This is a genomic window from Syntrophales bacterium (assembly GCA_035363115.1).
GTDB lineage: Bacteria > Desulfobacterota > Syntrophia > Syntrophales > PHBD01 > PHBD01.
In genome coordinates this window covers 51343-73562 of sequence record DAOSEM010000006.1, presented here as the reverse complement: position 1 = coordinate 73562, position 22220 = coordinate 51343, and the positions used below count along the sequence as shown (strand labels likewise).

Here is a 22220-nt window from a genome sequence, read left to right as displayed (position 1 = left end):
GATCGACCGTCACCGAACACAGCCCTACCGGGGTCCTGGAGAGAATTTTGTTCCTGTCGACCTCTTTATGGACGGTCATATTTCATGGAAATGACATCCCGCTTTCATGGAAATGACACATCCGGATCTTCTTTCACGAAATTGTAACGGCCGCATCATCACCCCGTAACATGGATCTCCTACAAGGGGAGCCGCAGCGGATCGGACAGGACCGGCCCGTACCGCAAATTTCCCCGAGAGAGGTGCTCCATGGTTCAGATCGAAGCGCGCGCCCTGGCCCTGGGTTACGGAAAACGCGTGGTCCTCCCCGACGTCGACCTGCAGATCCGCAAGGGGGAGTTCATCAGCATCATCGGGCCGTCCGGGGCGGGCAAATCAACCCTGCTCATGTCCATCAACGCGGGCGTCTCCATCTTCGGCGGAGAGCTTCACGTCCTGGGCGAGCCGGTCCACCGGGTCGCCGGCGCCTCCCTGAAGCGCCTCCGCGCCCGGATCGGGATCATTTTCCAGGGGTTCAACCTGGTCAAGCGCCTGACGGTGGTGGACAACATCGCCGGTGGCATGCTCGGGCGGATGTATCTCCTGCCCGCAATGATCAAATACTACACCTCGGGACAATACGAAAGGATCTGGGAGTGCATGCGCATCGTCGGCATTGAGGACGCGGCGCTCCAGCGCTGTGACCGGCTTTCGGGCGGGCAGATGCAGCGGGTGGCCATCGCCCGGGCGCTGGCCCAGGAGCCGGAGATCATCCTGGCCGACGAGCCCATCTCCTCCCTCGATCCCCTGAGCGCCGGCAGGGTCATGGACACGCTCCGCGCCATCAACGAGAAATACGGCATCACCGTCGTTTCCAACCTCCACCAGCTCGATTATGCCCGAGCGTGCTGTACGCGGATCCTCGGCCTCAGGGACGGAAGGATCGTTTTCGACGGTCCCCCGGCCCGCCTGACGGAGGACGCTCTTCAGGAAATCTATAGCGGCTCGGAGCGTGACGCATTCGAAGAGCGAAGCGGGAGGGGACTGCCCTTCCGGCCGTTCGTCCCGGAGGCGGCACTGAACGCCTGAATCGGAACCAAAAAAAGAAAGAAGGAGAAACCCATGAAGAGACTGATCCCGTTCCTGACCGCCGTAATTCTTACCGTCTGCCTTTTCAGTGCACCTGCCTTCGCCGCGCCCGCCGACTGGCCGAAGAAGCTCGTCTTCGGCATCATCCCCACGGATTCGACGGCCAACATCACGGAGCGCTTCGACAGCCTCGTGAAGCACCTGGAGAGGAAGCTCGGCCTGCCCATCGAGGTCAAGGTGGCCACCGATTACGCCGGCGTGATCACGGGCATGCAGTTCAAGCACGTGGACTTCGCCTATTTCGGACCCAAGTCCTACGTCGAGGCGTCCAGGCGCGCCGGTGCCGAGGCGTTCGTCATCGAGGTAAGCAAAGACGGGGCGAAGGGGTACCACGGCCTGATCATCACGAAGAAAGGGTCGGGCCTGAAGACCATGGCCGACCTGAAGGGGAAGGTATGGGCCTTCGTGGATCCCAATTCCACGAGCGGAACCCTTGTTCCCATGGTCCACTTCGTCAACGATCTGAAGATCGACCCGGCGGCGTATTTCTCCAAGGTCATCTACTCCGGCAGCCACGAGGCCTCCATGATTTCCGTGAAGGCGGGGAAGATCGACGCCGCCTCGACCAACGATCTCGACATGGCCCGCGGCAACGGCAAGCAGTGGAACGCGGAGAAGGACTTCGAGATCATCTGGAAATCGCCGCTGATCCCCGGCTCGCCCATGGCCTACCGGAAGGACCTGCCGGAATCCCTGAAGAAGGCCCTGGCGAAGGCTTTCCTGGGCTACAGCGACAAGGCTGGCCTCGAGATGCTGAAGGTCAAGGGCTACGCCCCCGTCACGGACAGGACGTACGATCCGATCCGGGCCCTGATGGATGTTCAGAAAAGAATGAAAAAATAACCGGGACCCCTCTCGTACCTGCTGCAGGGGGCGGGCTGTGTCCCGCCCCCTACCCCCCGGATGAATTATGCCCCTGACCGACATCAAGAGAAAGACGAACCCGTTCAGCGCGTTCAACCTGGCCATGATTTTCCTGGGCCTGGCCGTGGTCACCTGGAGCTGGAGCTCCACCCAGATGAGCGTCACCGCCCTGCTCGACGGCTGGAACAACATGATCGTCTACATCCGGGGAAACCCGGAGATCGCCGAGAGCGGATTCTTCCCGCCGAGCCTGAAGAGCGCGGGTCTGAACCGGTATTTTCTTTCCATGCTGGAGACGGTGCAGATGGCCGTCCTGGCCCTTATCCTCTCCGTGCTGATCGCCTTTCCGCTGGCCTTCGGAGCCTCTCGCAACACACTGGAGATCCTGATCCCCGGCAGGCGCATCGCGTCGATCCTGCTCCGGAAGATCCTGTACACAGCGATCCGCTTTTTCGCGAACCTGTCGCGCTCCATCAACGAGCTGGTCTGGGCGCTGATCTTCGTATCCGCCGTCGGGCTCGGACCCATGCCGGGCATCCTGGCGCTGGGGATCCACACCTCGGGGGTGCTCATCAAGCTGTTTTCCGAGGGCATCGAAAACGTGCAGCCGGAGCCGGTCACGGCGCTCATGGCCACGGGGGCCGGCCCTCTCAAGGTGATCCGCTATGCCGTGATCCCGCAGATAACGCCCTACTTCGTCTCCATGACCCTCTACCGGTTCGAGTCGGACGTGCGCTCGGCGACCATCCTTGGCTTCACCGGCGCCGGGGGGATCGGCGTCTACCTTTACGACAAGCTGAGGAGCTACGAAAACCAGGACGTGACCACGATCCTGATCGTCATCGTCATCACCGTGGCGCTCGTGGATCGTCTGAGCGCCGTGATCCGAAGGAGGTACACCTGACCGTGGACGAGGGAATCATCCGGAATCTCATGATCCGGGAGGCCGGGGAAGCCGACCTGCCCCGCGTCCTGCCGCTTTTCGCCGGGCTCGGCCTGGACAACGGGCGCGTGCTCGATGCCGACGCTGCGCGCCGGCTCTTCGAACGGATGCGCAGCTATCCGGACTACCGGCTTTACCTGGCCGTCCTGGAGGGAGAGGTCCTCGGCGCCTTTGCTCTGCTCGTCATGGACAACCTGGGCCACCTCGGGGCGCCGTCAGGTGTCGTGGAGGACGTCGTGGTTCTCGAAGGCTGGAGAGGAAGGGGGATCGGGAGGGAGATGATGCGCTTCGCCATGAACCGCTGCCGGGAGAAGCATTGCTACAAGATGGTGCTCTCGAGCAATCGCCGCCGCGTGGATGCCCACCGGTTCTACCGCTCGCTGGGATTCCGCGAACACGGCTTGAGCTTTGAAGTGGACGTGACATGAAACAGACACCGGCTGCCCCGGGAAAACCTCTTCCGGAGTGCATCATGCAGATGTCCGTGCGGGCCGTCCGGAAGCTCCTCGGCCTGGTTCCGGCCGAGGAAATCTCCATTGTGCGCGGTCCCCGGACGGGCCTGGTGATGATGGCGGCCCTGGATTCCTCCGAGGATGAGTTTTACCTGGGCGAGGTCTTTGTCACGGAGGTCGAAGTGGAATACGCAGGCTGCCGCGGTTATGGAATGGTGATCGGCGACGACGCCGAGCGGGCGATGGCCCGGGCTTCGGTGGATGCCGTCCTGGCATCTTCGAACAATGCCCTCCGGGAGCGGCTGAACCGCTTCCTGAACATGGAGGCCAGGAAACAGGAGACCCGGCGGAAGAGGGAGAGTTCCCTGATCGCCCGGACGCGGGTGGATTTCGAGACGATGAAAAGGACCTGAGATGCGGATCTCAAGCGACGAAATAACGGCGCAGCGGGTCTTCCGGCAGATTCTTCAGGCCATGAGCCGGCCGGGACGGATCTGCACGCTGCCGGTGTCGCCGCCGGCCCTTCGCAAGCCCTGGGGAGTGCTGCTTCTGCTTCTGGAGAGCCTGCTCGATCACGAGGTCAGCATTGCCGTCATCGGGGGCGGGGAGGCTGAGAGACTGCCGGCGCGGATCACGGAACGGACGCAGTGCCGCGTGGCGGACGTCGGCCAGGCGGACTTCGTCATCGTTGCCGACGGCGAAAGCCGGGGAGAGGTCCTCCGGGCGAAGCGGGGGACGCTGCAATACCCCGATGCGTCCGCCACCATTGTCTTCCGTGTTCGTTCGCTGGTCTCCACCGACAGGGCAAGATCCCGGGCGATCCTGAAAGGACCGGGCATTCGGGATGAACTGATGCTGGGAGCCATCCGGGGACTGGCCGCCCGCGAGCTCGACTGGCTGAGGGAAGCGAACGCCGATTTTCCCCTCGGTGTGGACGCCGTTTTTGTCGACGATGCGGGCCGTATCCTGGGCATTCCGCGGTCCACGGACATCCTGATGATGGAGAGTTGATATGGGATACGTTGCGGTTAAAGGCGGCGCCGAGGCCATCGAAAACGCCTGCCGGGCCTTTCTTTTCGAGGGCCTGAAAGGGGACGCGGCGCCCCTGAGCATCGAACAGATCCGGGACCAGCTCTTCCTGCTCGTCGACCGCGTCATGGGAGAAGGGTCCCTCTATGCCCCGGAGCTGGCCGCCATGGCCATCCGGCAGGCCGCGGGGGACACCCTGGAGGCGGCTTTTCTCCTGAGGGCCTACCGGACCACGCAGCCGCGCCTGGGCTATTCGATCGCCCGGCCCTCCAGCCGGATGCGGGTCGTCCGAAGGATCTCGGCGGCCTTCAAGGACGTCCCGGGCGGCCAGATCCTGGGCCCGACGAACGACTACACCCTGAGGCTCCTGAATTTTGAAACGGGCGAGCGGTCGAAGATCCACCGGATGAAGCTCGTCAACGAGATCTTGGGCGGCGCGAAATCGGCGGAGCCCCTGCCGGAGGAGTTTCCGAAGGTGATCGAGATCCTGCGCAGGGAGAACCTGATTGCCGAGGCAAATCGGTCCGCCAGGGACAAAACGCCCTGCGACGTGACGAAAGACTCGCTCCTCTTCCCCGTGCCCCGGAGCGCCGCCCTGCAGGCGATGGCGCGCGGGGAGACGGGGGGCCTGCTCCTGTTGGCCTACTCCAACATGCGCGGCTACGGGAACATTCATCCGACCATCGGGGAGCTTCGCGTGGGGTACATGCCGCTCTGCGTCCGGCATCCCGTCAGCGGAGAGCCGTACACGGCCGGGGAGGTGATGGTGACGGAGGCGGAGATCCTGGCCCGGTTCACGGAGAAGACGGACGGGCCCCGCTTCACTATCGGATACGGCCTCTGCTTCGGCCACAACGAGGTCAAGGCCATCTCCATGGCCATCCTGGACCGGTCTATCCAGGCCGGAGGCGGAGCGTCCCCGTCGGAGGACGGCGAGTTCGTGCTGTCCCACATCGACGGGATCGAATCCATGGGCTTCTGCAATCACTGGAAGCTTCCCCATTACGTGGACTTCCAGTCGGACCTGGACCGTCTTCGGAGAGCGAAGGAAATCCATGAATCTCGGCGAGTGGATCAGCGTTAACAGCAGGAGCGGCCGCCGGGGCCGTCTCGACTACAATTTCGCCTTTCTCGACGATGTGTCGAAACGGGAGGTCCGGCGGAAGATCCTCAAAGCCGTCGCCATCCCAGGCTACCAGGTGCCCTTCGCCTCGAGGGAGCTACCGGTGGCCCGGGGCTGGGGGACCGGCGGCCTCCAGGTGACGCTGTCCATCATCCTCCCGGAGGACGTGCTCAAGGTCATCGACCAGGGCTGCGACGGGAGCGTGAACGCCGTCAACATCAAGCGCTTCGTCAACACCGTGACGGGCGTGAAGACGACGACGGACGCCCGCGAGGCGACCCTCATCCAGACGCGCCACCGCATTCCCGAGGAGCCCATGACGGAAGACCAGATCCTGGTGCTCCAGGTCCCCTATCCCGAGGCGCTGCGCGAGGTGGAGCCGTCGGAAGCGGTGACGCGGCGCATGCATGCCGAGGCGGACTACAGCCGCATGTGGCTCTTCCTGTACGAGGACATCGTGAAGTTCGACGAGATCACTATCGGCTACCGCTATCCCGTCACGGTGAACGGCCACTACGTCATGGACCCGAGCCCGATTCCCCGCTGGGACATCCCCAAGCTCCACATGGCCGAGACGCTGTTTCTCTTCGGGGCGGGCCGCGAAAAGCGGATCTACGCCGTTCCGCCCCATACGCCCGTCGAGCCCCTGGAATTCGAGGACTACCGGTTCCGGGTCGAGGACTTCCGCGGGAAGGCCTGCGAGCGGTGCGGTGCCACGGACACGTACCTCGACGAGATCATCGACGACATCTCGGGAAAACGCCTCTATTTCTGCTCCGATACGGGCTATTGCGACAAGAGGTGCCGGCGATGAAGCCGCTGCTCGAGGTGCGCGGGCTTACGAAGCTGTTCGGGGACGGCTGCGGGCACTGCCTGCCCGGGGGCGTTTCCGCGGACGAGGGGAACCGCTGTTCCCGCTGCGGAGCCGTCGTGGGCTGCTGCAACGTCTCCCTGGAGATCCATCCCGGCGAGGTGCTGGGCATCGTGGGGGAGAGCGGTTCAGGCAAGAGCACCCTGGTCCGGCTCATCCATTTCGAGTACGAGGCGACGGCCGGGGAGATCTATCTGCACAACGGACAGGACGCCGCGGCGGGAAACCTTCTGCGGCAGAGCCCGTTCCACCGGCGTCAGGTCCGGAGCCGCCACATGGGGATCGTCTACCAGAATCCCTATCTGGGCCTCCGGATGCAGGTCAGCTCCGGCGGCAACATCGCCGAAAAGCTCCTGGCCGCGGGCTGGCGGAGCATCTCGAAGATCCGCGGACGCGCCGCGGACCTGCTGGCACGCACGGAAATACCCCTGGAGCGGATGGACGAGCCGCCGGCGAACTTCAGCGGCGGGATGCAACAGCGCGTGCAGATCGCCAAGGCGCTGTCCAACAGCCCTCAGGTGCTGCTGCTGGACGAGGTGACGACGGGCCTTGACTTGTCCGTGCAGGCCCGCGTCCTGGACCTGATCCGCAGCCTTCAGCGGGAGCTCGGCATCGCCATGATCGTGGTGTCCCACGATCTGGGCGTGATCCGCCTCCTGTGCCAGCGCACCCTGGTCATGCGTTACGGGCGGGTCGTCGAATCGGGCCTGACGGACCGGATCTTCGAGGACCCGCAGCACGGATACACGCAGCTGCTGGTCAGCTCACAGCTTTGAAGAAAGGCGGATCCATGAAGCGCCCGGAAAAGGAAGAGGCCCCGGCGGGAGGGAGGGATCCCCGGCCCGCCGCTCCGGCTTTGACGTCCGGTTCAGAAGGCGTCCTGAGAATGCTGGAAGTCGTCAACCTGTCCAAGACGTTTATGCTCCACATTCTCGGCGGGAAGGTCATCGACGGATTCGGCGGCGTGTCTTTCCGGCTGTCGCCGGGGGAGTTTCTCGGCCTGGCCGGCCGAAGCGGGTCGGGAAAGAGCTCCGTTCTCAAGTGCATCTACGGGACCTACCTGCCCACGTCGGGCGACGTGTGGTTCGCCTCCGACCGCCACGGACGGGTCAATCTGGCCGGCGGGTGCGAACAGACCCTGCTCCGGATCCGCAGCCGCGAGATGGGGTACGTTTCCCAGTTTCTCCGGGTCGTCCCGCGGGTCGCCGCCGTAGACGTCGTCGCCGAGCCTCTGCTCAATCTGGGGAAAGACGCCGGAGAGGCCCGGCGCCGGGCCTCGGTTCTGCTGGAGCGGCTGTCCATTCCCGCGGAGCTCCACGACGCCTATCCGGCCACATTCAGCGGGGGGGAGCAGCAGCGGATCAACATTGCCCGGGCCGTCATCTGGGAGCCCAGGCTGCTTCTGCTCGACGAGCCCACGGCGTCGCTGGACCGGCGTTCCCGGACGGTCGTCATCGAACTGCTGAAGGAGCTGAAAGGGAAGGGAACCGCCATGGTCGGCGTCTTCCACGACCGATCCTCCATGAATGCCGTCGCCGATCGGGTCCTCGACCTCGGCAATGGAAAGGGCGGAAAATGAAAGAACCGGTCGATTTCATCATTGAAAACGCCCGCATCGTAACGCCGGAGGGAACCCTGGACGGCGCCTCCGCTTCCATCCGCCAGGGACGACTCTATAAGATCCGCGACGGATTCATCGGCAACGGAGGAGCGCGCATCGACGCAGACGGCAGCTGGCTGCTGCCGGGTCTGATCGACATGCACAGCGACGCGCTGGAAAAGGACATCGAGCCCCGGCCCAACGCCTTCTTCCCCCTGGACATCGTCCTGTACGAGCTCGACAAGAAGCTGGCCGCCTGCGGGGTGACGACGATCTACCATTCCATCTCCTTCGCAGAGGACGAGATCGGGGTCCGGTCCAACCGCATGGCCGCCGGCATCATCTCGACGATCCGGGATCGGGCGGAGCGGCTTCATGTTCGGACCCGGGTCCATGCCCGGTTCGAGATCACCGACGGCGCGGCGATGCCGGAACTGGAGTCGCTGCTGGAGAACGGGAAGATCCAGCTCCTGTCCCTCATGGACCATTCGCCGGGACAGGGGCAGTTTCGCGAAGTGGTGTCTTTCCGGAATTACTATCAGGCCGTCTACGGAAAGACGGACGAGGAGATCCGCGCCATCATCGACCGCAAGCGGAAGGCCCGCAGCCACGTGAAGGCGAACATCGAGCGGATCGTCCAGTCCTGCCGCCGGTTCGGCGTTCCGATGGCCTCCCACGACGACGACTGCCGGGACAAAATCGAGTGGCTCTGTGAACAGGGCATCGGGATTACCGAGTTTCCCGTCAATCTCGATGCCCTCCGCGCCGCCCGCGAGAAGGGCCTCTACGTCTGCCTGGGGGCGCCCAACATCGTCCGGGGCAATTCCCAGGCGCGGAACCTGAGCGCCCGGGACGCGATCATGGAGGGCTGCGGCGACATCCTCTGCTCCGACTACGCGCCCATGAGCATACTGCACGCCGTCTTCATGCTGGACGGACTGGGCATCCTTCCCCTGCACCGGGCCGTGAACATGGCCAGCCTTCTGCCGGCGCGGTCCCTCGGGATCGCCGGCGAGACGGGTTCGCTCGAGGAGGGCAAGGCGGCGGACCTGGTCCTGGTCCGGAACGACGGCGGGATTCACCGCGTCCAAAAGACATACATCGGGGGAAGGGAGATTTTCCGACATGCTTGAAACGGGAAGCAAGATTGACGAGATTCGGGTCGACGGGCAACCGGAGAAGCTCCGCCGCGACCTCGACGAATTTGCCGCTCTGGGGCTGGAGGCGGTGGAGTTGCCCGTTCACGGACTTGACGCCGTCGTTCACGGGCGCCTCCATCGCGGGCGGCTCGAGGAAATGAAGGCAATCCTATGGGATTACGGGTTTGCATACAGCGTTCACACGCCCAATCCGCTCAACCTGATGGACGAAGACAACCGGGATCTCCATGAACGGGTGTTCCGGTCCAGCCTGGAGTTTGCCTCGGAGATCGGCGCCGGTGTGGCGGTCTATCATGCCGGCCGGTACGTGTCCGAGGAGCAGTTCGCCATTCCCGGCTGCCGGATGCTGTCGGAGGAGGAAAGACGGGATCTGCTCGAACGGGAGGCCCGGACCCTCCGGGATCTCGCCGACGAATTTCCCGCCGTCTGCATCTGCATCGAGAACGCGCGGCCCTACCTGTACCATTCCCCGTACTGCTACGCCGAGCAGCCCCGGGTGCTCCTGGATCAGGTCGTCCGCGTCGCCAGGCCGAATGTCCGCATCACCCTGGACGTCGGCCATCTCTTCCTGGCGGCGGCGCACTACGGTTTCGATCCCGTCGAAGAGACGGCGGCGATCCGGGAATTCATCGGCCACGTGCACATCCACGACAATTTCGGCCATCCCGTCTACTACACGGAAAAGCAGCAGACCCATCTCGTCCCCTTCGGACGCGGCGACCTCCATATGCCCGTGGGCTGGGGCGGAATCCCCTTCGAGGCGATCCTGAAGACCTTTGCCGGCTCGTACGACGGCCTCCTGATCTCGGAGCTGCGAAGCCGCTATTTCGAATACACGGGAGAGTCCGTGGACAACCTGAAGGCAATCCTGCAAAACCTGTGCGCATGACCGGACTCCGGAGCGGCGTCGTCGGGCCGCCGGGGGCGAGGCTGGAACTCCCCAAGCCGGTTCGGGTTCCGCGGACGGCCGGCGGCACAGGTTCCGGACACGGCCCGCCGGGCGTTTCCCTCCTCCCGTCCCCTGCCGCCTCCCCTACAGGAGCCGTGCCCCCATCTCCGCCACCTGGGAGCGCTCCCCCTTGACGAGGGTGACATGGCCGGCGATCTCCTCGTCCTTTAAGTGCTCCACGAGATAACTCAGGCCGTTGCTGCTGGAGTCGAGATAGGGGTGGTCGATCTGTTCCGGGTCGCCCGTGAAGACGATCTTCGTGCCTTCGCCCACACGGGTGATCAGCGTTTTGATCATGTGCGGGGTCAGGTTCTGCGCTTCGTCGCAGATGATGAACTGCCTGGGGATGCTCCGCCCCCGGATATAGGCCAGGGCCTCCATCTCGAGGAGGCCGCGGTCCATGATGTGCTCGATGATCCGGTGCGGCTCCTGGTTGTTGCTGAAGATGAACTCCAGGTTGTCGTAGATGGGCTGCATCCAGGGCCTGAGCTTCTCTTCCTTGGAGCCCGGGAGAAATCCCAGGTCGTTGCCGAGCGGAATGACGGGACGGGTGATCAGCAGGCGCGCATAGGCCTTCTGTTCCATGACCTTCTCAAGGCCGACGGCGATGGCCAGGAGCGTCTTTCCCGTTCCGGCGAGTCCCACGAGGGTCGCCACCCGGACCTGGTCGTTGAGCAGCAGCTCCAGGGCGAACCGCTGTTCCTTGTTGCGCGCCTTGATGCCCTGGTTCGTGCTTTCCCCGTGGACCAGCGGCCGCAGCTCTCCGCGGAAAAAGCGCGACAGCGCCGACCGGGAAGGGGAGACGGGGTCTTTCAGCACGAAGAACTGGTTGGGCCGGCCGGGACCGCGGCCGTTCATTTCGAGGTGTCCTTCCCGGAAGAAGGTATCGAGCTCTTCCGACGTCACATCCGCCATGCCCCATCCCGTATAGAGCTCATGGTAGTTGATCTTGTCGCCGTAGAAATCCTGGGCCGGGATGCCCAGGACGTCGGATTTGACGCGCAGGTTGAGGTCCTTCGAGACCAGGAAGACCCGCCCCGGGAAGTCCCGGTTCAGGCTCCAGGCCACGGAAAGAATCCGGTTGTCCGTCTTGCGGGGGTCGAAACCGGGTGGGAATTCTTCGCAGCATTCCTGGTGGTTGAGTTCGATGCGCAGCCGTCCTCCCCGGGGAAGCGGAATGCCTGTGGAAAGGCATCCCGACCCGCGCATTTTGTCAAGCTCCTGGGACACGACGCGGGCGTTGCGCCCGATTTCATCCTGCCTGCGCTTCTGGTTGTCGATCTCCTCGATGACCGCGATGGGGATGACGACCTCATTGTCCTCGAAGGAAAAGAGGGATCCCGGGTTGTGGAGCAGCACGTTCGTGTCGAGAACAAACAATTTTACCATGGAATCATGTTCCTCCTCGGTTGAAGGGATGAAGCGGACAGACCCGCAGGACCGTCCGCGCGGGAAGTCGTCCCGGGATGCCCGGGGTGGATGAGATCCGGAGAAACGGCCGGAAGGTCGGTCGGGGCGGCGCCGGAAGGCGGGTTTCGACGGAAGGATCCGTTTGCAGGATGGACCTCGCGCTCAGAAGGCCGGAATCTCCGGTGCATGGACGATGGAATATTCAAAATGCCTCTGCCCGGGTCCGGGGCCCCGTCCGTAGTAGTGCCATTTCGGGAAGTTGAAGTCCGATGTGACCGACCGGGGGAGCAGCACGACGGCCTTGAGGAATGCTTCGAGGTCGGGCACATTGTAGATGTTCAATTCGTAGCCCCACTTCTCCAGCCTGTCGATGATGTCGTGCTTCTCGGACGCCCTCCAGTTGACGGAGAAACGGTTGATGCCCCAGCCGTGAAGGGTGTCCAGGACGGACAGTGCCCGGGTCGGGGCGCCAATGATGAGGGGAACGAGAAAATCGACGGGGCACTGGATGACGGATCCCGGGAACGCCTCCGAAAGCTTGCGGAAACCTTCTTTCTGCAGCATCTCGACGGTCCCGTTGAACCAAACGCGGTGCGTCGGCATGCCCGTGTTTCTCAGGATCGTGAGGACGCGGTCAAGCAGGTGCCCGTTTTCCTTCAGGTCCAGTTTGAGGGATTTCCCTCCTTCCCGGCATTTTTCGAGGATATTCTCGAGTCGGATGAACGTCTCGTCGGGATCGGACGGCGTTTCCCGGAAGGAGTCGTTGCGCAGGATAACCCGCTCGCCGTCCGGATCGAAACGCACGTCGCATTCGGCCCACTCGATGCCGGAGGCCATGAACTGCCTCAGGTTGGCCTCGTCGTTCACGCCGTGCCAGACGAACTGAACGTGCCTCGGAAGCGATTTTTCCGGTACCAGATCCGTGATGTCGTAAGCCCGGCCCTCCACTGTCCGCAACGGGAGCTGATCGCGCCGGGAGCGGAAGATTGTGCGGGCGTGCAGGAGCAGGATCTCGTCGTTGCCCAATTCTGCGACCGCCTGCAGATTTTCCGGTTCGTTGTCCACAAACGCGATCACGCGGTATCCTTTTCCCTGGAAATGGCGAATGCCCTCCGCCTTTTCCTCCAGGATCCCCTCGTTCCAGCCGCGCCGGTTCATGAATAGGTGTTCGCTCAGGAACCTCACCTTGTATTCCCTGCCGATATTGTTGAGCGAAAGCAGCGTTTCCTGCCTGATCTGCTCGGGGCGGCCGGTGTTGAGACCTACGTGGGTCCGGGGCTGGATCTCGAACCAGCGGATGACGTCCATGACCCCTGCAAAAGGGCGATGGGATCGCAGGATATTGTCCTGTGTCCAGCACCGCTCCGTGTACCAGGCCAGGATGCCCTCCTGCAAAGCACTGTGGATGCCCATCGATTCCAGAAGCTGCTCCACCTGGCTCTCGCTGGCCGTAACATCCTCGACGGCAAGATCCGCAAACCAGTCCGTGCCGTTCACCCGGTCGTAGGACTGGAGGGTGTGGTGAATCATATAGCGGGAGTCGAGGATCGTGCCGTCGATGTCGAAGAGGATCATGACCTCGTCATCAGGGTGGCGGCCGCGCATCCGCTCGTAATGCCGGGACAGTCTCTGCATCCAGGAACTCATTTCGAAATGGTTCTCCTTTTCCTTGTTCTGCACGGGTTCGCACGGATGTCGTCGAGACTCCCAGGGAGTCACGGTCCGTTCGTCCGTTGCGTCCGGCGAGGTAATGACGGGATCCAGTGTATGGAAGAATTGTCTCGTGAGGATGACAGGGGGATGAAAGGTTGGTGACGTGTGCGGCCACGCGGCAACCCATAGATTTCACAGGAAAGACGCCTGGCCTTCATCGACCTGTCACATTTCTTCTGTAGGGTTCCCGCAACCGATGCAGGAGGAGTCATGAGCCGTTTTCAGAACAGCACGGGCGTCAAGGTTTTTCAAATCGACCAGGAACCGAGCGGCATCCCGTCGCAGGCCCGCATGACGGCCATGCTGGGCGTCCGCACCGGTGTGAACGGAACGGACGTCGAGACACTTCCGTTCGCCCGCTACGATGCAACGGCGGGAAGCGAGACGGAGCTCCAGGCCGCCGTGGTCGGCCAGAGAAGCAACGTGGATCTGCCGCTGACCATCGAGGCCTCCAATTATTTCACCAACATGCTCCGCCGGGCCGCCGCCGGGGACACGAAGAAGAGGGTGGTCACGGACCTGGAGAGCTACCTGGATTCCGGGACGGATCAGTTGTGGGAAAACAGCTGGGTCGGCTTCCCCGCCGACTCCCTCGGGCCGTTCGCCTGGAGGGTCTGGCAGCGGGATCTCCTGGCGGACAAGGAGAATCCCTCCCTGGGAAACCGAAGCGACGCGGACCGGTTTGTCTGTGTGCACCGGAACCGGCAGGAACTCCGGGTGCCCGTGAGCTACCTGCTGAAGCTGGCGCTGGCGGAGGCGATGGATTCGGGAAGGGACCTGCCCGGACCGGTCCGTGAGACCGGGCTGGCGCTCCTGGATCATTTCCTGAACGACAACACGTCGCCGGAGACCTTTTCCTTTTCCATCACCGCCCTGCGGCCGGAAGAGGGCATGGGCCGGGCCGTTGCCGCGGAAATGGCCGTCCGGTACCTCTTCACGCAGCTTCTCGTCCAGTTCGCCAACGAGAGGTTCGGCCTGACCTCCGGCGGGCAGAAGGCCATGCTGTTCTATTCGCCGCATCCGCCGATCCGCCAGAAAAGGCTGAACGACTGCATCTCCGACGCCTTCTACCGCGAGCTGTTCATGAGTCCCTGCCTTTCCGGATGGAGCAGGGGAGAGGAAAAGCACCAGTACATGCACCTGTGCCACCGGGTGCTCAGCCGCAGCCAGCTCAACGCGGTGGGAAAGCTTCGCGAGGCGGGCGTCGTGACCAGCAATCTCGTGACGCTCCCCAACACCTCAAACGTAAGCCTCGCCAACAACGGTACCCATGTCAGCATGGGAAGCCGACGGATCGGCGCCGCCATGGCGGATCCATCCTCCGGCTTCCATGCCGCCTGTGAAAAGTACCTGGGGGACCTCGCCGTCAAAATCGTCGAGCACTTTCTTCCTCTGTTCGTAGGAACATACAGCGCCGCTCCCTACCGGATGGATTTTCTTGATTTTCACCCCGAAAAGGCCCTGGGATTCCTTCCCCACGAGCTCGACTACACCCATCTGCGGATGCTCTGGCGGCGTTGGCAGAAGAAGGCCGGCATCCGGGTGTTAGGCCGTCCCGTCACCCCCTTCGGCCCCCTGTGGCTGGACCGTTTCCTGCGCGGGCTCTTCTCCCTGAAGGGAGACTTCATTCCAGACTACCGCCTGATCGATTACCTGGTGGTGATCCTGAGCACCGAGCGGAGCCCCGCCCTGGACGGGCGGCTTCACAATGGCGAGCGCCTGAAGCGCGACCTCCAGGACCTGGGCGTCTTTGACACGAAGATGTCCCTCTACCTTCTGGAAAAGCTCCGTGAGTTCAATGTGATGGGGTTTTCCGGGTTCGAGGCCCGGCATTACAGCCTCTTCGAGAGCTTCGAGGAGGACGCCGCCCGGGCGATCAATCTCCAGAACCTGCTGTATTGTCTCGCCTTTAAATACATCGCCGGGGGAATGGTTACCCACGACCGGATTCCCGATTCGCCCGTCATCGAGAGTGAACGCCGGCAGATCCTATTCGGCGCCGCCATCGGCATTCCGACGTTCTTCGTTCGCCAGGACAGCGCCAACCGGTTTCTCATGGCGATTCTCGCCCGCACGGAGAGGACCCGCCCCAGCCGGCGGTATCCGGGATACATCCGGGTCCACAACCTGGAGTACCGGAGAGCCCTGGTGAACGTCCTCCGGGAGGAAGCGGCGGACCTGATCGAAATGCTGGGATTCGAGGAAACCATCCTTGACCTGGAGCGACGCCTGGAGGACCCGGAGCGGCTGGGGGCGGCGGGAAAGATCACCCGGGCCGTCCTCAAGGGGAAGCAGGCCCCCCATCCGCTGGCCATGCCGGCGGGCGATTTCAATCGGGCCGCGGAGGCCTATTACCGGCAGGACCTGCGGGGCCGCCACATGACGGAGGCCTTCCGGTTCCTGGAGGAGAAGGTCGCGGCGCTGGGCGCGGCCGACCGGCCTCTCAGGCCCGGATCCGGGGAGGCCCTGCGGGCCGTCCTGGGAAACGGGGATCCGCTGGAATATCTGGATCTGGCGCGGCGGAGCGTTCTGGAAGAGAAGGCCCCGGAACCCGTTCTGCTGAAACTCTTATTCTTAATGATGGTTGTGATCCATGAAGACAAACTGCATGACCAGCCCCTGGTGGACCCTTTCGACCCCGAGTCCGTCCCCGTCGCATCAGTATATTGACCGGGACAGCCGCGCCGTTCAGGCGGAGAGACTCTATGGAGACCGGGTCATTCGTTTTCTCTATTCGCCCCTCCGGGAGCATGCTCCCTTCCTGTTCCGCGCCCTGACGGGCCGGCGCATGTCGTCGCTCCTGGGATTCTTCAACTACGAGGGATTCCTGACCGGGAGACTGGCCGATCCGGAGGAATTCATGAAAAGAGCCGGAATCGATCCGCGGGAATGCCTCGATCCGCCCCTCCGGCTCGATACGCCGAAAAAAATCTTCGAGCGGAAGATCCGCTACTGGGAGTGCCGACCGACGCCGAACGATCCCGCCGCCGTCGTTTCACCGGCCGATTCGAGAATGCTGGTGGGATCCCTCGACGAGAACTCCAGTCTCTTCATCAAGGGCAAGTTCTTCGACCTGGAGGAGCTGCTGGGAAAGCGGCGATGGCGGGAGACCTTCGAGGGGGGATCCTTCGCCGTTTTCCGGCTCACCCCGGACAAGTATCACTACAATCATGTCCCGGCGGCGGGAACGGTCCTGGACGTCTATCCGCTCGAAGGGCATTACCACGCCTGCCATCCCGAGGCGGTCGTCTCCGTGGTGCGCCCCTTCTCGAAAAACAAAAGGGTCGTCACCGTCATCGACACGGACGTGCCCGGCGGGACCGGAGCGGGCAAGGTGGCCATGATCGAGGTCGTCGCCCTGATGATCGGGGACATCGTCCAGTGTTACAGCGAGGAGCGATACAACGCTCCCCTGTCCGTCGGTGCGGACCGGTTCCTGAAACGGGGCCGCCCGAAAAGCCTCTTCCGCCCCGGCAGCAGCACCGTGGTGCTTCTTTTCGAGCGGGACCGGGTCCGCTTCGACGATGACATCGTCTGGAACATGAAGCGACCCGGCATTGACAGCATTTATACCCGCGGATTCGGACAGCCCCTCACGGAGACGGAGATCCCGGTCCGCGTCAGGATCGGCACGGCATGCCGTTCGTCGCACACGTTCCATAAGGAGGCGGATGAATGAATGCTTCCCGGATCAAGCAGATCAGGAATCAGTTGCTTGCCAGGCTGGACAGGCTCCAGGGAACCGCCAGCCGCACCGTCTCCGACATGAAGAACAACGGTGTACACAGTGCCGACCCGATCGATCATGCGGCCCTCGAACACGACCGCCAGGTGGAGTTGACCATTCGCGGAAGGGAATGGAACGCGATTCAGGAGATCCAGGAAACCATCCGGCGGATGGACCAGGGGCTTTTCGGCACCTGCGTCATCTGCGGGTCGACCATTACGGAGAGAAGGCTGCTTGCCGAACCGACGACGCGTCTTTGCCGGGAATGCCAGGAACTCGCGGAATTGCACATCGGATCGAACGGGGATTCTTCGCGGATTTTGTCCCGGTCGCGTACGGCATCCGACTCCCGTCGGGTCCCCCGCGGGGAGGGAATGCCGGAGACGGGCAAACCGGGCCCGGGAGGCCCGGGGAGGGCCAAAGATCGCAGTGGCCTGGGGGGGAACGCGGGATGAACGGCAACACGGTCTTTGTCCTCGGCCTGGGAGGTGCGCTCTATTCCCTCCTGTTCTGGGGCTTCCGGAAGCTTCCCGCGGAAACCTGGCAGATCGCCGCCTGCATCCCCGGGAACCGGATGGCCGACGGCCGCTGGAGCGGCCTGAACCTGACCTGGTACGGATTCTTCACGGCGACGGCGTACGTCCTCGCCGTGGCGGTCATGCTGGTCCTGATGGCCTCCGTGGGGGTGACACCACCGCTGACCGTCTGCATGGTCCTGGCCGTCCTGATCGTGTGCGTGCCCGCATCGCGCATGATTGCGACATGGGTCGAAGGCAAGCGGCATACCTTCACCGTGGGCGGCGCTTCCTTTGTCGGGATGCTGGCCGCGCCCTGGGTCGTCCTCATGGCCGGCGCCGGATCGGAGCGCCTGCTGGGCCGGCCGGTCGACGTCATGGCGGTTCTCGCGGCGATGTCGATCTCCTATGCCCTGGGAGAAGGAATCGGCCGGCTGGCCTGCATCAGTTTCGGCTGCTGCTATGGGAGGCCGCTCTCCGACGTTCCTCCCCTTGTCCGGAAGATCCTCGGGCCTTTCCGTTTCACATTCCGGGGGGAGACGAAGAAGATCGCCTATGCACACGGGCTCGAGGGATGCCCCGTGGTCCCCGTCCAGGGAATGACGTCCCTGCTGTACACGACGGCGGGACTCATCGGGATCCTCCTTTTCCTGGACGGGCACGGGACCGCCGCGTTCCTCCTGACCCTGTCGGTCACCCAGGTCTGGCGGGTCCTGTCCGAGTTCCTGCGGGCCGATTACCGGGGCGGACAATCCTTTTCCGCCTACCAGGTCATGGCCCTCGCCGGTGTCTGCTATGGCCTGTGCCTGGCGTTTCTGTTCGCCGCCGAAGCCCCACCCGGCCGGGCGGACATCCTGGCGGGGCTGGAAGCGCTCTGGCAGCCGTCGATGATTCTCTTCCTGCAGGCCCTCTGGACGGTCCTGATGGTTCTCACGGGCCGGAGCAGCGTGACGGCCTCCCATATCTCTATCCATGTGCTGAAGGATCGAATCTGAATCGCATCCCCGGCGGGAACGGATGCGCCGTTCCATGTGCATCCGGCGGTTCCGCCTCCGGATCCGGGATCCGGGAAAGGCAAGACGAGGGAAAATGGAATCCATGACAAGCGTCCGCCGGCATGTCCGGCGCGGGAATACCCTGGAGTCGCCGGACGAGAGCCGGATCGCCGAATTCATCGGCCGCGTCGCCCCCCGTCCCCACTTTCATCCCCTCCTCGACCTCCTGACGGGAAGCGTCCTGGGGTTTGAGGTCCTGTCCCGGGGAAATCCCCCCTTTGCCAGCCCCGGATCCATGTTCGGCGAGGCCGCAAAAAGGGGCTGCACCTGGGAAATGGAGAGGGCCTGCCGGATCGCCGCCCTGGAAAAGATCGCTGCCCTGCCGGAGGATTATCGCTCCGCCGTCTATTTCATCAACGTGAGCCCGGACATCTTCAGCGATCCCCGCTTCCTCGAACGCTTCACCCAGGTCCGGCTGAGCGAGTACGGCCTCGACCAGGGGCAGATCGTCATCGAGATCACCGAAGAGAAGGCCTTTGCGGACGTCGAGCACTTTGCCGGTCTGATCCGGCACTATGTGAACCAGGGCTTCCGGATTTCCCTGGATGACTTCGGCTCCGGCTATTCGGGGCTGATCTCCCTGGTCGCCTCGACACCCCATTATCTCAAGCTGGACATGGCCATCGTCCGGGACGTCCACCTCCACGACTACAAGCAGAAGCTTCTGAAATCGATGGCGTCCTTTGCCAGCAGCGTAAACGCCAAGCTCATCGCCGAGGGGGTCGAGTCGTGGGAGGAGCTGGACGTCCTCCTGAAATTCGGCGTCCGCTATGCCCAGGGGTTTCTCTTCGGCCTGCCCGAAGCGGAGCCGTATCTACCCACGGAGGAAATGAAGAGGACCATCGCCTCCCTGGTCAAGCGTTACGACTCCGCGAAAGTGGACCTGGACGAGGTGATCGGCAGCCTCGTCATCCGGCCGATGACGATAGCGAAACGAACGGTCGACTGCCGGGCGATGGACGGCATGTTCAAGAATTCCCTTCACCTGGATCACGTGGTGGTCCTCGACGGGGAGGAAATCGGCGGGCTCGTCACCCGGCAGCACTTCTACATCCAGACGGGAGGGGCCTTCGGCTACCAGCTCTTCCAGAAGAAGCCCGTCGAAACAGTCTGTAAGCGGAACCCCCTGGTGGTGGAGGACCGGATCACCGTGACCACCCTGGCCAAGCTGGCCATGGACCGCTTCCAGGAGGATCTCTACGACCCGGTGCTGGTGGTGGACCGCAACCAGCGATTCGTGGGCAGCGTCACCATGAAGCAGATCATCACGAAGGCCGTCGAGCTGGAAGTCCGCTGCGCCATGGGGGCGAATCCCCTGACGAACCTCCCCGGGAACGAAATGATCCGCAACTGGATCCACGACGCCCTGCTCTTGCCGGCCTACTCCATCCTGTACGCCGATCTGGACAACTTCAAGGGATTCAACGATGTATACGGCTTTCTCATGGGCGACGAAATGCTGCGCCTGACCGCGAAGGTCCTCTCGGAAAGCCTCCCGTCGCTTCCGGCTGGTTCCCGGCTCGGGCACATCGGCGGAGACGATTTCGTCATTGTGTGTCCCGGGATTGTGGATGACGACGCGGTTCGGAGGATGTGCGAGGCCTTCGACCGGGAGAAGATGGCGCTGTTCCGGGAGGAGCATGTCCGGCAGGGATACATGGACATCCGGGACCGGCAGGGGAACTCCTTCCAGGCGCCCCTGTCGACGATCAGCATTGCCATCGTCGACAGCCGGCGCGTCTGGGTGGATCCGCACCCGGCCCTGTTTTCCGTCGTGGCGGCGTCCCTGAAGAAGAAGGTGAAGGAGATGACCCGCGAGGCCGGCCGGAGCGGATTCCTCTTCGAACAGCGGATCTACGGCGGCGCGGACACCCTGCACTATGAGGGATACGGAGGCCGAGAGGCGGGATGATCTTGACCCCGCGCCTCGGACTCCGGGAGCGACTGCGGAGAAGCCCGTCCGGGCTGGTCTTCTGGGCTTCCGTGGCTGCTGTCGTCCTGCTTGTTTCCCGATGGGAGCCTGCATCGGCCGGGCCGCCGCGGGACTCCCGGGAAACGCAGAAGCTGGAAATCCGGATGGTTCCGGATCCGGCCGGGCCGAGGGGGGTCCCCGCGGGCTGGCAGGTCCAGCGTTACCGGGGAGAGCCGGAGCCGGTCCTGGAAGAGCAGGGCGGACGATTCCGGCTGCGCCTGGCGAGCCGGGGCGACATGGCCTGGGGCATCCGGAAGAAAATCAACGTCGACCTCCGGGAATTTCCCTGCCTGCAATGGACCTGGATGGCCACCCGCCTTCCCCGGGGTGGGGATGTCCGGCACCGCGAGACGGACGACCAGGCCCTTCAGTTGTATGTCGTTTTCCCGGGGAGAGGTCTCAACGGGCGGCTTTCCAGGACCGCCCTCGCCTATGTGTGGGAGAACCAGGCGCCGAAGGGCCTCGTGACATCCAGCCCCCAGCCGTCGATGAAGCGGGTCCGGTACATCGTCCTGCGCAACCGGACGGACCCGCTCGGAGCCCGGGTGACGGAAAAGCGGGACGTCCTGAAGGATGCGTCGGCGCTGTACCGTGACCTGGGACTCGGCGAGCCGCCGCCCGCGGAAGGGATTCTTCTGTTCATCAACACCCACAAGACCGGCAGTGAGGCGGAGGGGCACATCGGCGATATCTTCTTTTCCACCCGATGAGGGAGTCCGGTGTGCGCGCATCGTTGTGCATTCTCCCGGCGGCGGCCGTCGTTCTCGTACTTGTCTCCGTGTTCGTTTTCTGCCGGGAACCGTCCCACGACCGACTTCCCGGGCGGATGACCCCTCCGGATACGCAGCAGGCGCAGGACGATCGGGATCGTTCCTCCGGCTGGTTTCTGAAAGAGCGCTTCGTGAAACGAAGGGGCGTCGCCGTCGTCATCCACGGCCTCAACCTGAAGCCGGAGCGCATGGGATACATTATTGCGGCCCTGAATCGCGCCGGCATCGACGTCCTGAACGTTTCGCTCTCCGGACACGGCGACAATTATGAACCCTCCGGCGGCCTGACCGCGGAGGCGGCCCGCCTGGAAACCTTCCGCACCGTTTCATACCCGGTCTGGCAGCGGGAGGTCATGAACGCCTGCCGGAAGGCGGGGATCCGGGCCGACCGGAACAGGGTTCCCCTCTTCCTGGTCGGTTATTCCCTCGGCGGCCTCCTGGGCTGCGATCTCGTCCTGACGAATGCCGGTTCGGACGTCCGGCGGATGGTTCTCTTCGCTCCCGCACTGTCCGTCAAGATCGAGGCCCACCTCCTGAAATTCCTGACCCCCTTTCCAAGCCTGGTCATCGACAGCCTGTCTCCCCGGTGGTACCGGGCAAACGACGGCACTCCCATGGCCGCCTACAGGGCTCTCTTCGAGGCGATCGGGCGCGTGGAAGCTGGCGCCGGCCCCAGGTTGAACGTCCCGACCCTGGTCCTGATCGACCCGGGGGATGAGTTCATCTCCACGGAAAAGATCCGGGAATTCATGACCGTCAGGGGGCTCAGCCGCTGGCGCGTTCTCGCCGTCGCGAAAGACGGGAACGTGGCGGCTGCGACGTCCCATCATCTCGTCATCGACGAGGCGGCCATGGGACGGAATGCCTGGAGAGAAGTCGAGAAGGCCGTCATCGGTCACATCCTCAAAAGGGAAGCGGATTCATGAAACGTTCACAGCA

21 protein-coding genes are annotated in these 22220 nt (G+C 63.5%); 19 read left to right on the top strand and 2 right to left on the bottom strand.

What is annotated here, in order from left to right:
- Positions 1-249 precede the first annotated feature (249 nt).
- The 12 genes from phnC to PLO63_12325 all read left to right on the top strand — a co-directional run bounded on the left by phnC (position 250) and on the right by PLO63_12325 (position 10059).
- A complete protein-coding gene (gene phnC, locus PLO63_12380) occupies positions 250-1068 on the top strand; it encodes a phosphonate ABC transporter ATP-binding protein (GenBank protein HOI74931.1) in 819 nt (272 codons plus the stop codon).
- A gap of 33 nt (positions 1069-1101) precedes the next feature.
- Positions 1102-1971 carry a phosphonate ABC transporter substrate-binding protein gene (gene phnD, locus PLO63_12375; protein ID HOI74930.1) on the top strand — a complete coding sequence of 290 codons (870 nt, stop codon included), beginning with the start codon at positions 1102-1104 and terminating at the stop codon, positions 1969-1971.
- A gap of 67 nt (positions 1972-2038) precedes the next feature.
- A complete protein-coding gene (phnE, locus tag PLO63_12370; protein ID HOI74929.1) occupies positions 2039-2896 on the top strand; it encodes a phosphonate ABC transporter, permease protein PhnE in 858 nt (285 codons plus the stop codon).
- A 2-nt stretch (positions 2897-2898) separates the two neighbouring features.
- Positions 2899-3363, top strand: a complete 465-nt coding sequence (locus PLO63_12365; GenBank protein HOI74928.1) for a GNAT family N-acetyltransferase — start codon at positions 2899-2901, stop codon at positions 3361-3363.
- 44 nt (positions 3364-3407) lie between these two features.
- Entirely contained in the window at positions 3408-3800 is a 393-nt protein-coding gene (phnG, locus tag PLO63_12360) for a phosphonate C-P lyase system protein PhnG (GenBank protein ID HOI74927.1), read from the top strand.
- Between the two features lies 1 nt (position 3801).
- Complete coding sequence (phnH, locus tag PLO63_12355; GenBank protein HOI74926.1) at positions 3802-4398, top strand: phosphonate C-P lyase system protein PhnH; 597 nt, start codon at positions 3802-3804, stop codon at positions 4396-4398.
- 1 nt (position 4399) lies between these two features.
- Positions 4400-5500 carry a carbon-phosphorus lyase complex subunit PhnI gene (locus tag PLO63_12350; protein HOI74925.1) on the top strand — a complete coding sequence of 367 codons (1101 nt, stop codon included), beginning with the start codon at positions 4400-4402 and terminating at the stop codon, positions 5498-5500.
- Positions 5472-6353: an alpha-D-ribose 1-methylphosphonate 5-phosphate C-P-lyase PhnJ gene (locus tag PLO63_12345; protein HOI74924.1), complete on the top strand. Its 882-nt coding sequence runs from the start codon at positions 5472-5474 to the stop codon at positions 6351-6353. Before PLO63_12350 ends, PLO63_12345 begins: the two co-directional genes overlap by 29 nt.
- On the top strand, positions 6350-7186 hold the full coding sequence (locus PLO63_12340; GenBank protein HOI74923.1) for an ATP-binding cassette domain-containing protein: 837 nt from the start codon (positions 6350-6352) through the stop codon (positions 7184-7186). Before PLO63_12345 ends, PLO63_12340 begins: the two co-directional genes overlap by 4 nt.
- A 14-nt stretch (positions 7187-7200) precedes the next feature.
- The gene (phnL, locus tag PLO63_12335; GenBank protein HOI74922.1) at positions 7201-7989 is read left to right on the top strand and encodes a phosphonate C-P lyase system protein PhnL; all 789 of its coding nucleotides are present in this window, start codon (positions 7201-7203) and stop codon (positions 7987-7989) included.
- Positions 7986-9143, top strand: coding sequence for an alpha-D-ribose 1-methylphosphonate 5-triphosphate diphosphatase (locus tag PLO63_12330; GenBank protein HOI74921.1), 1158 nt, complete (start codon positions 7986-7988; stop codon positions 9141-9143). The genes phnL and PLO63_12330 overlap by 4 nt, the downstream gene beginning before the upstream one ends.
- Positions 9136-10059 (top strand): sugar phosphate isomerase/epimerase, encoded by a 924-nt coding sequence (locus tag PLO63_12325; GenBank protein ID HOI74920.1) that lies wholly within the window; start codon positions 9136-9138, stop codon positions 10057-10059. The genes PLO63_12330 and PLO63_12325 overlap by 8 nt, the downstream gene beginning before the upstream one ends.
- A 144-nt stretch (positions 10060-10203) precedes the next feature.
- Here the strand turns inward: PLO63_12325 and PLO63_12320 are convergent, their stop codons facing one another.
- A complete protein-coding gene (locus PLO63_12320) occupies positions 10204-11508 on the bottom strand; it encodes a PhoH family protein (protein ID HOI74919.1) in 1305 nt (434 codons plus the stop codon).
- A gap of 183 nt (positions 11509-11691) precedes the next feature.
- Positions 11692-13176 carry a hypothetical protein gene (locus PLO63_12315; protein HOI74918.1) on the bottom strand — a complete coding sequence of 495 codons (1485 nt, stop codon included), beginning with the start codon at positions 13174-13176 and terminating at the stop codon, positions 11692-11694.
- Between the two features lie 276 nt (positions 13177-13452).
- Here PLO63_12315 and PLO63_12310 point away from each other — a divergent pair, with 276 nt between their 5' ends.
- The 7 genes from PLO63_12310 to PLO63_12280 all read left to right on the top strand — a co-directional run bounded on the left by PLO63_12310 (position 13453) and on the right by PLO63_12280 (position 22207).
- The gene (locus PLO63_12310) at positions 13453-15912 is read left to right on the top strand and encodes a hypothetical protein (protein ID HOI74917.1); all 2460 of its coding nucleotides are present in this window, start codon (positions 13453-13455) and stop codon (positions 15910-15912) included.
- The gene (locus PLO63_12305; protein ID HOI74916.1) at positions 15836-16921 is read left to right on the top strand and encodes a phosphatidylserine decarboxylase; all 1086 of its coding nucleotides are present in this window, start codon (positions 15836-15838) and stop codon (positions 16919-16921) included. The genes PLO63_12310 and PLO63_12305 overlap by 77 nt, the downstream gene beginning before the upstream one ends.
- Positions 16918-17424: a TraR/DksA family transcriptional regulator gene (locus PLO63_12300; GenBank protein HOI74915.1), complete on the top strand. Its 507-nt coding sequence runs from the start codon at positions 16918-16920 to the stop codon at positions 17422-17424. The genes PLO63_12305 and PLO63_12300 overlap by 4 nt, the downstream gene beginning before the upstream one ends.
- A complete protein-coding gene (locus PLO63_12295; protein HOI74914.1) occupies positions 17421-18479 on the top strand; it encodes a prolipoprotein diacylglyceryl transferase in 1059 nt (352 codons plus the stop codon). The genes PLO63_12300 and PLO63_12295 overlap by 4 nt, the downstream gene beginning before the upstream one ends.
- A gap of 94 nt (positions 18480-18573) precedes the next feature.
- Positions 18574-20451, top strand: a complete 1878-nt coding sequence (locus tag PLO63_12290; protein ID HOI74913.1) for a bifunctional diguanylate cyclase/phosphodiesterase — start codon at positions 18574-18576, stop codon at positions 20449-20451.
- Positions 20448-21221 carry a DUF3047 domain-containing protein gene (locus tag PLO63_12285; GenBank protein ID HOI74912.1) on the top strand — a complete coding sequence of 258 codons (774 nt, stop codon included), beginning with the start codon at positions 20448-20450 and terminating at the stop codon, positions 21219-21221. The genes PLO63_12290 and PLO63_12285 overlap by 4 nt, the downstream gene beginning before the upstream one ends.
- An 11-nt stretch (positions 21222-21232) precedes the next feature.
- Entirely contained in the window at positions 21233-22207 is a 975-nt protein-coding gene (locus PLO63_12280; GenBank protein ID HOI74911.1) for an alpha/beta fold hydrolase, read from the top strand.
- The last annotated feature ends 13 nt before the right edge of the window (positions 22208-22220 follow it).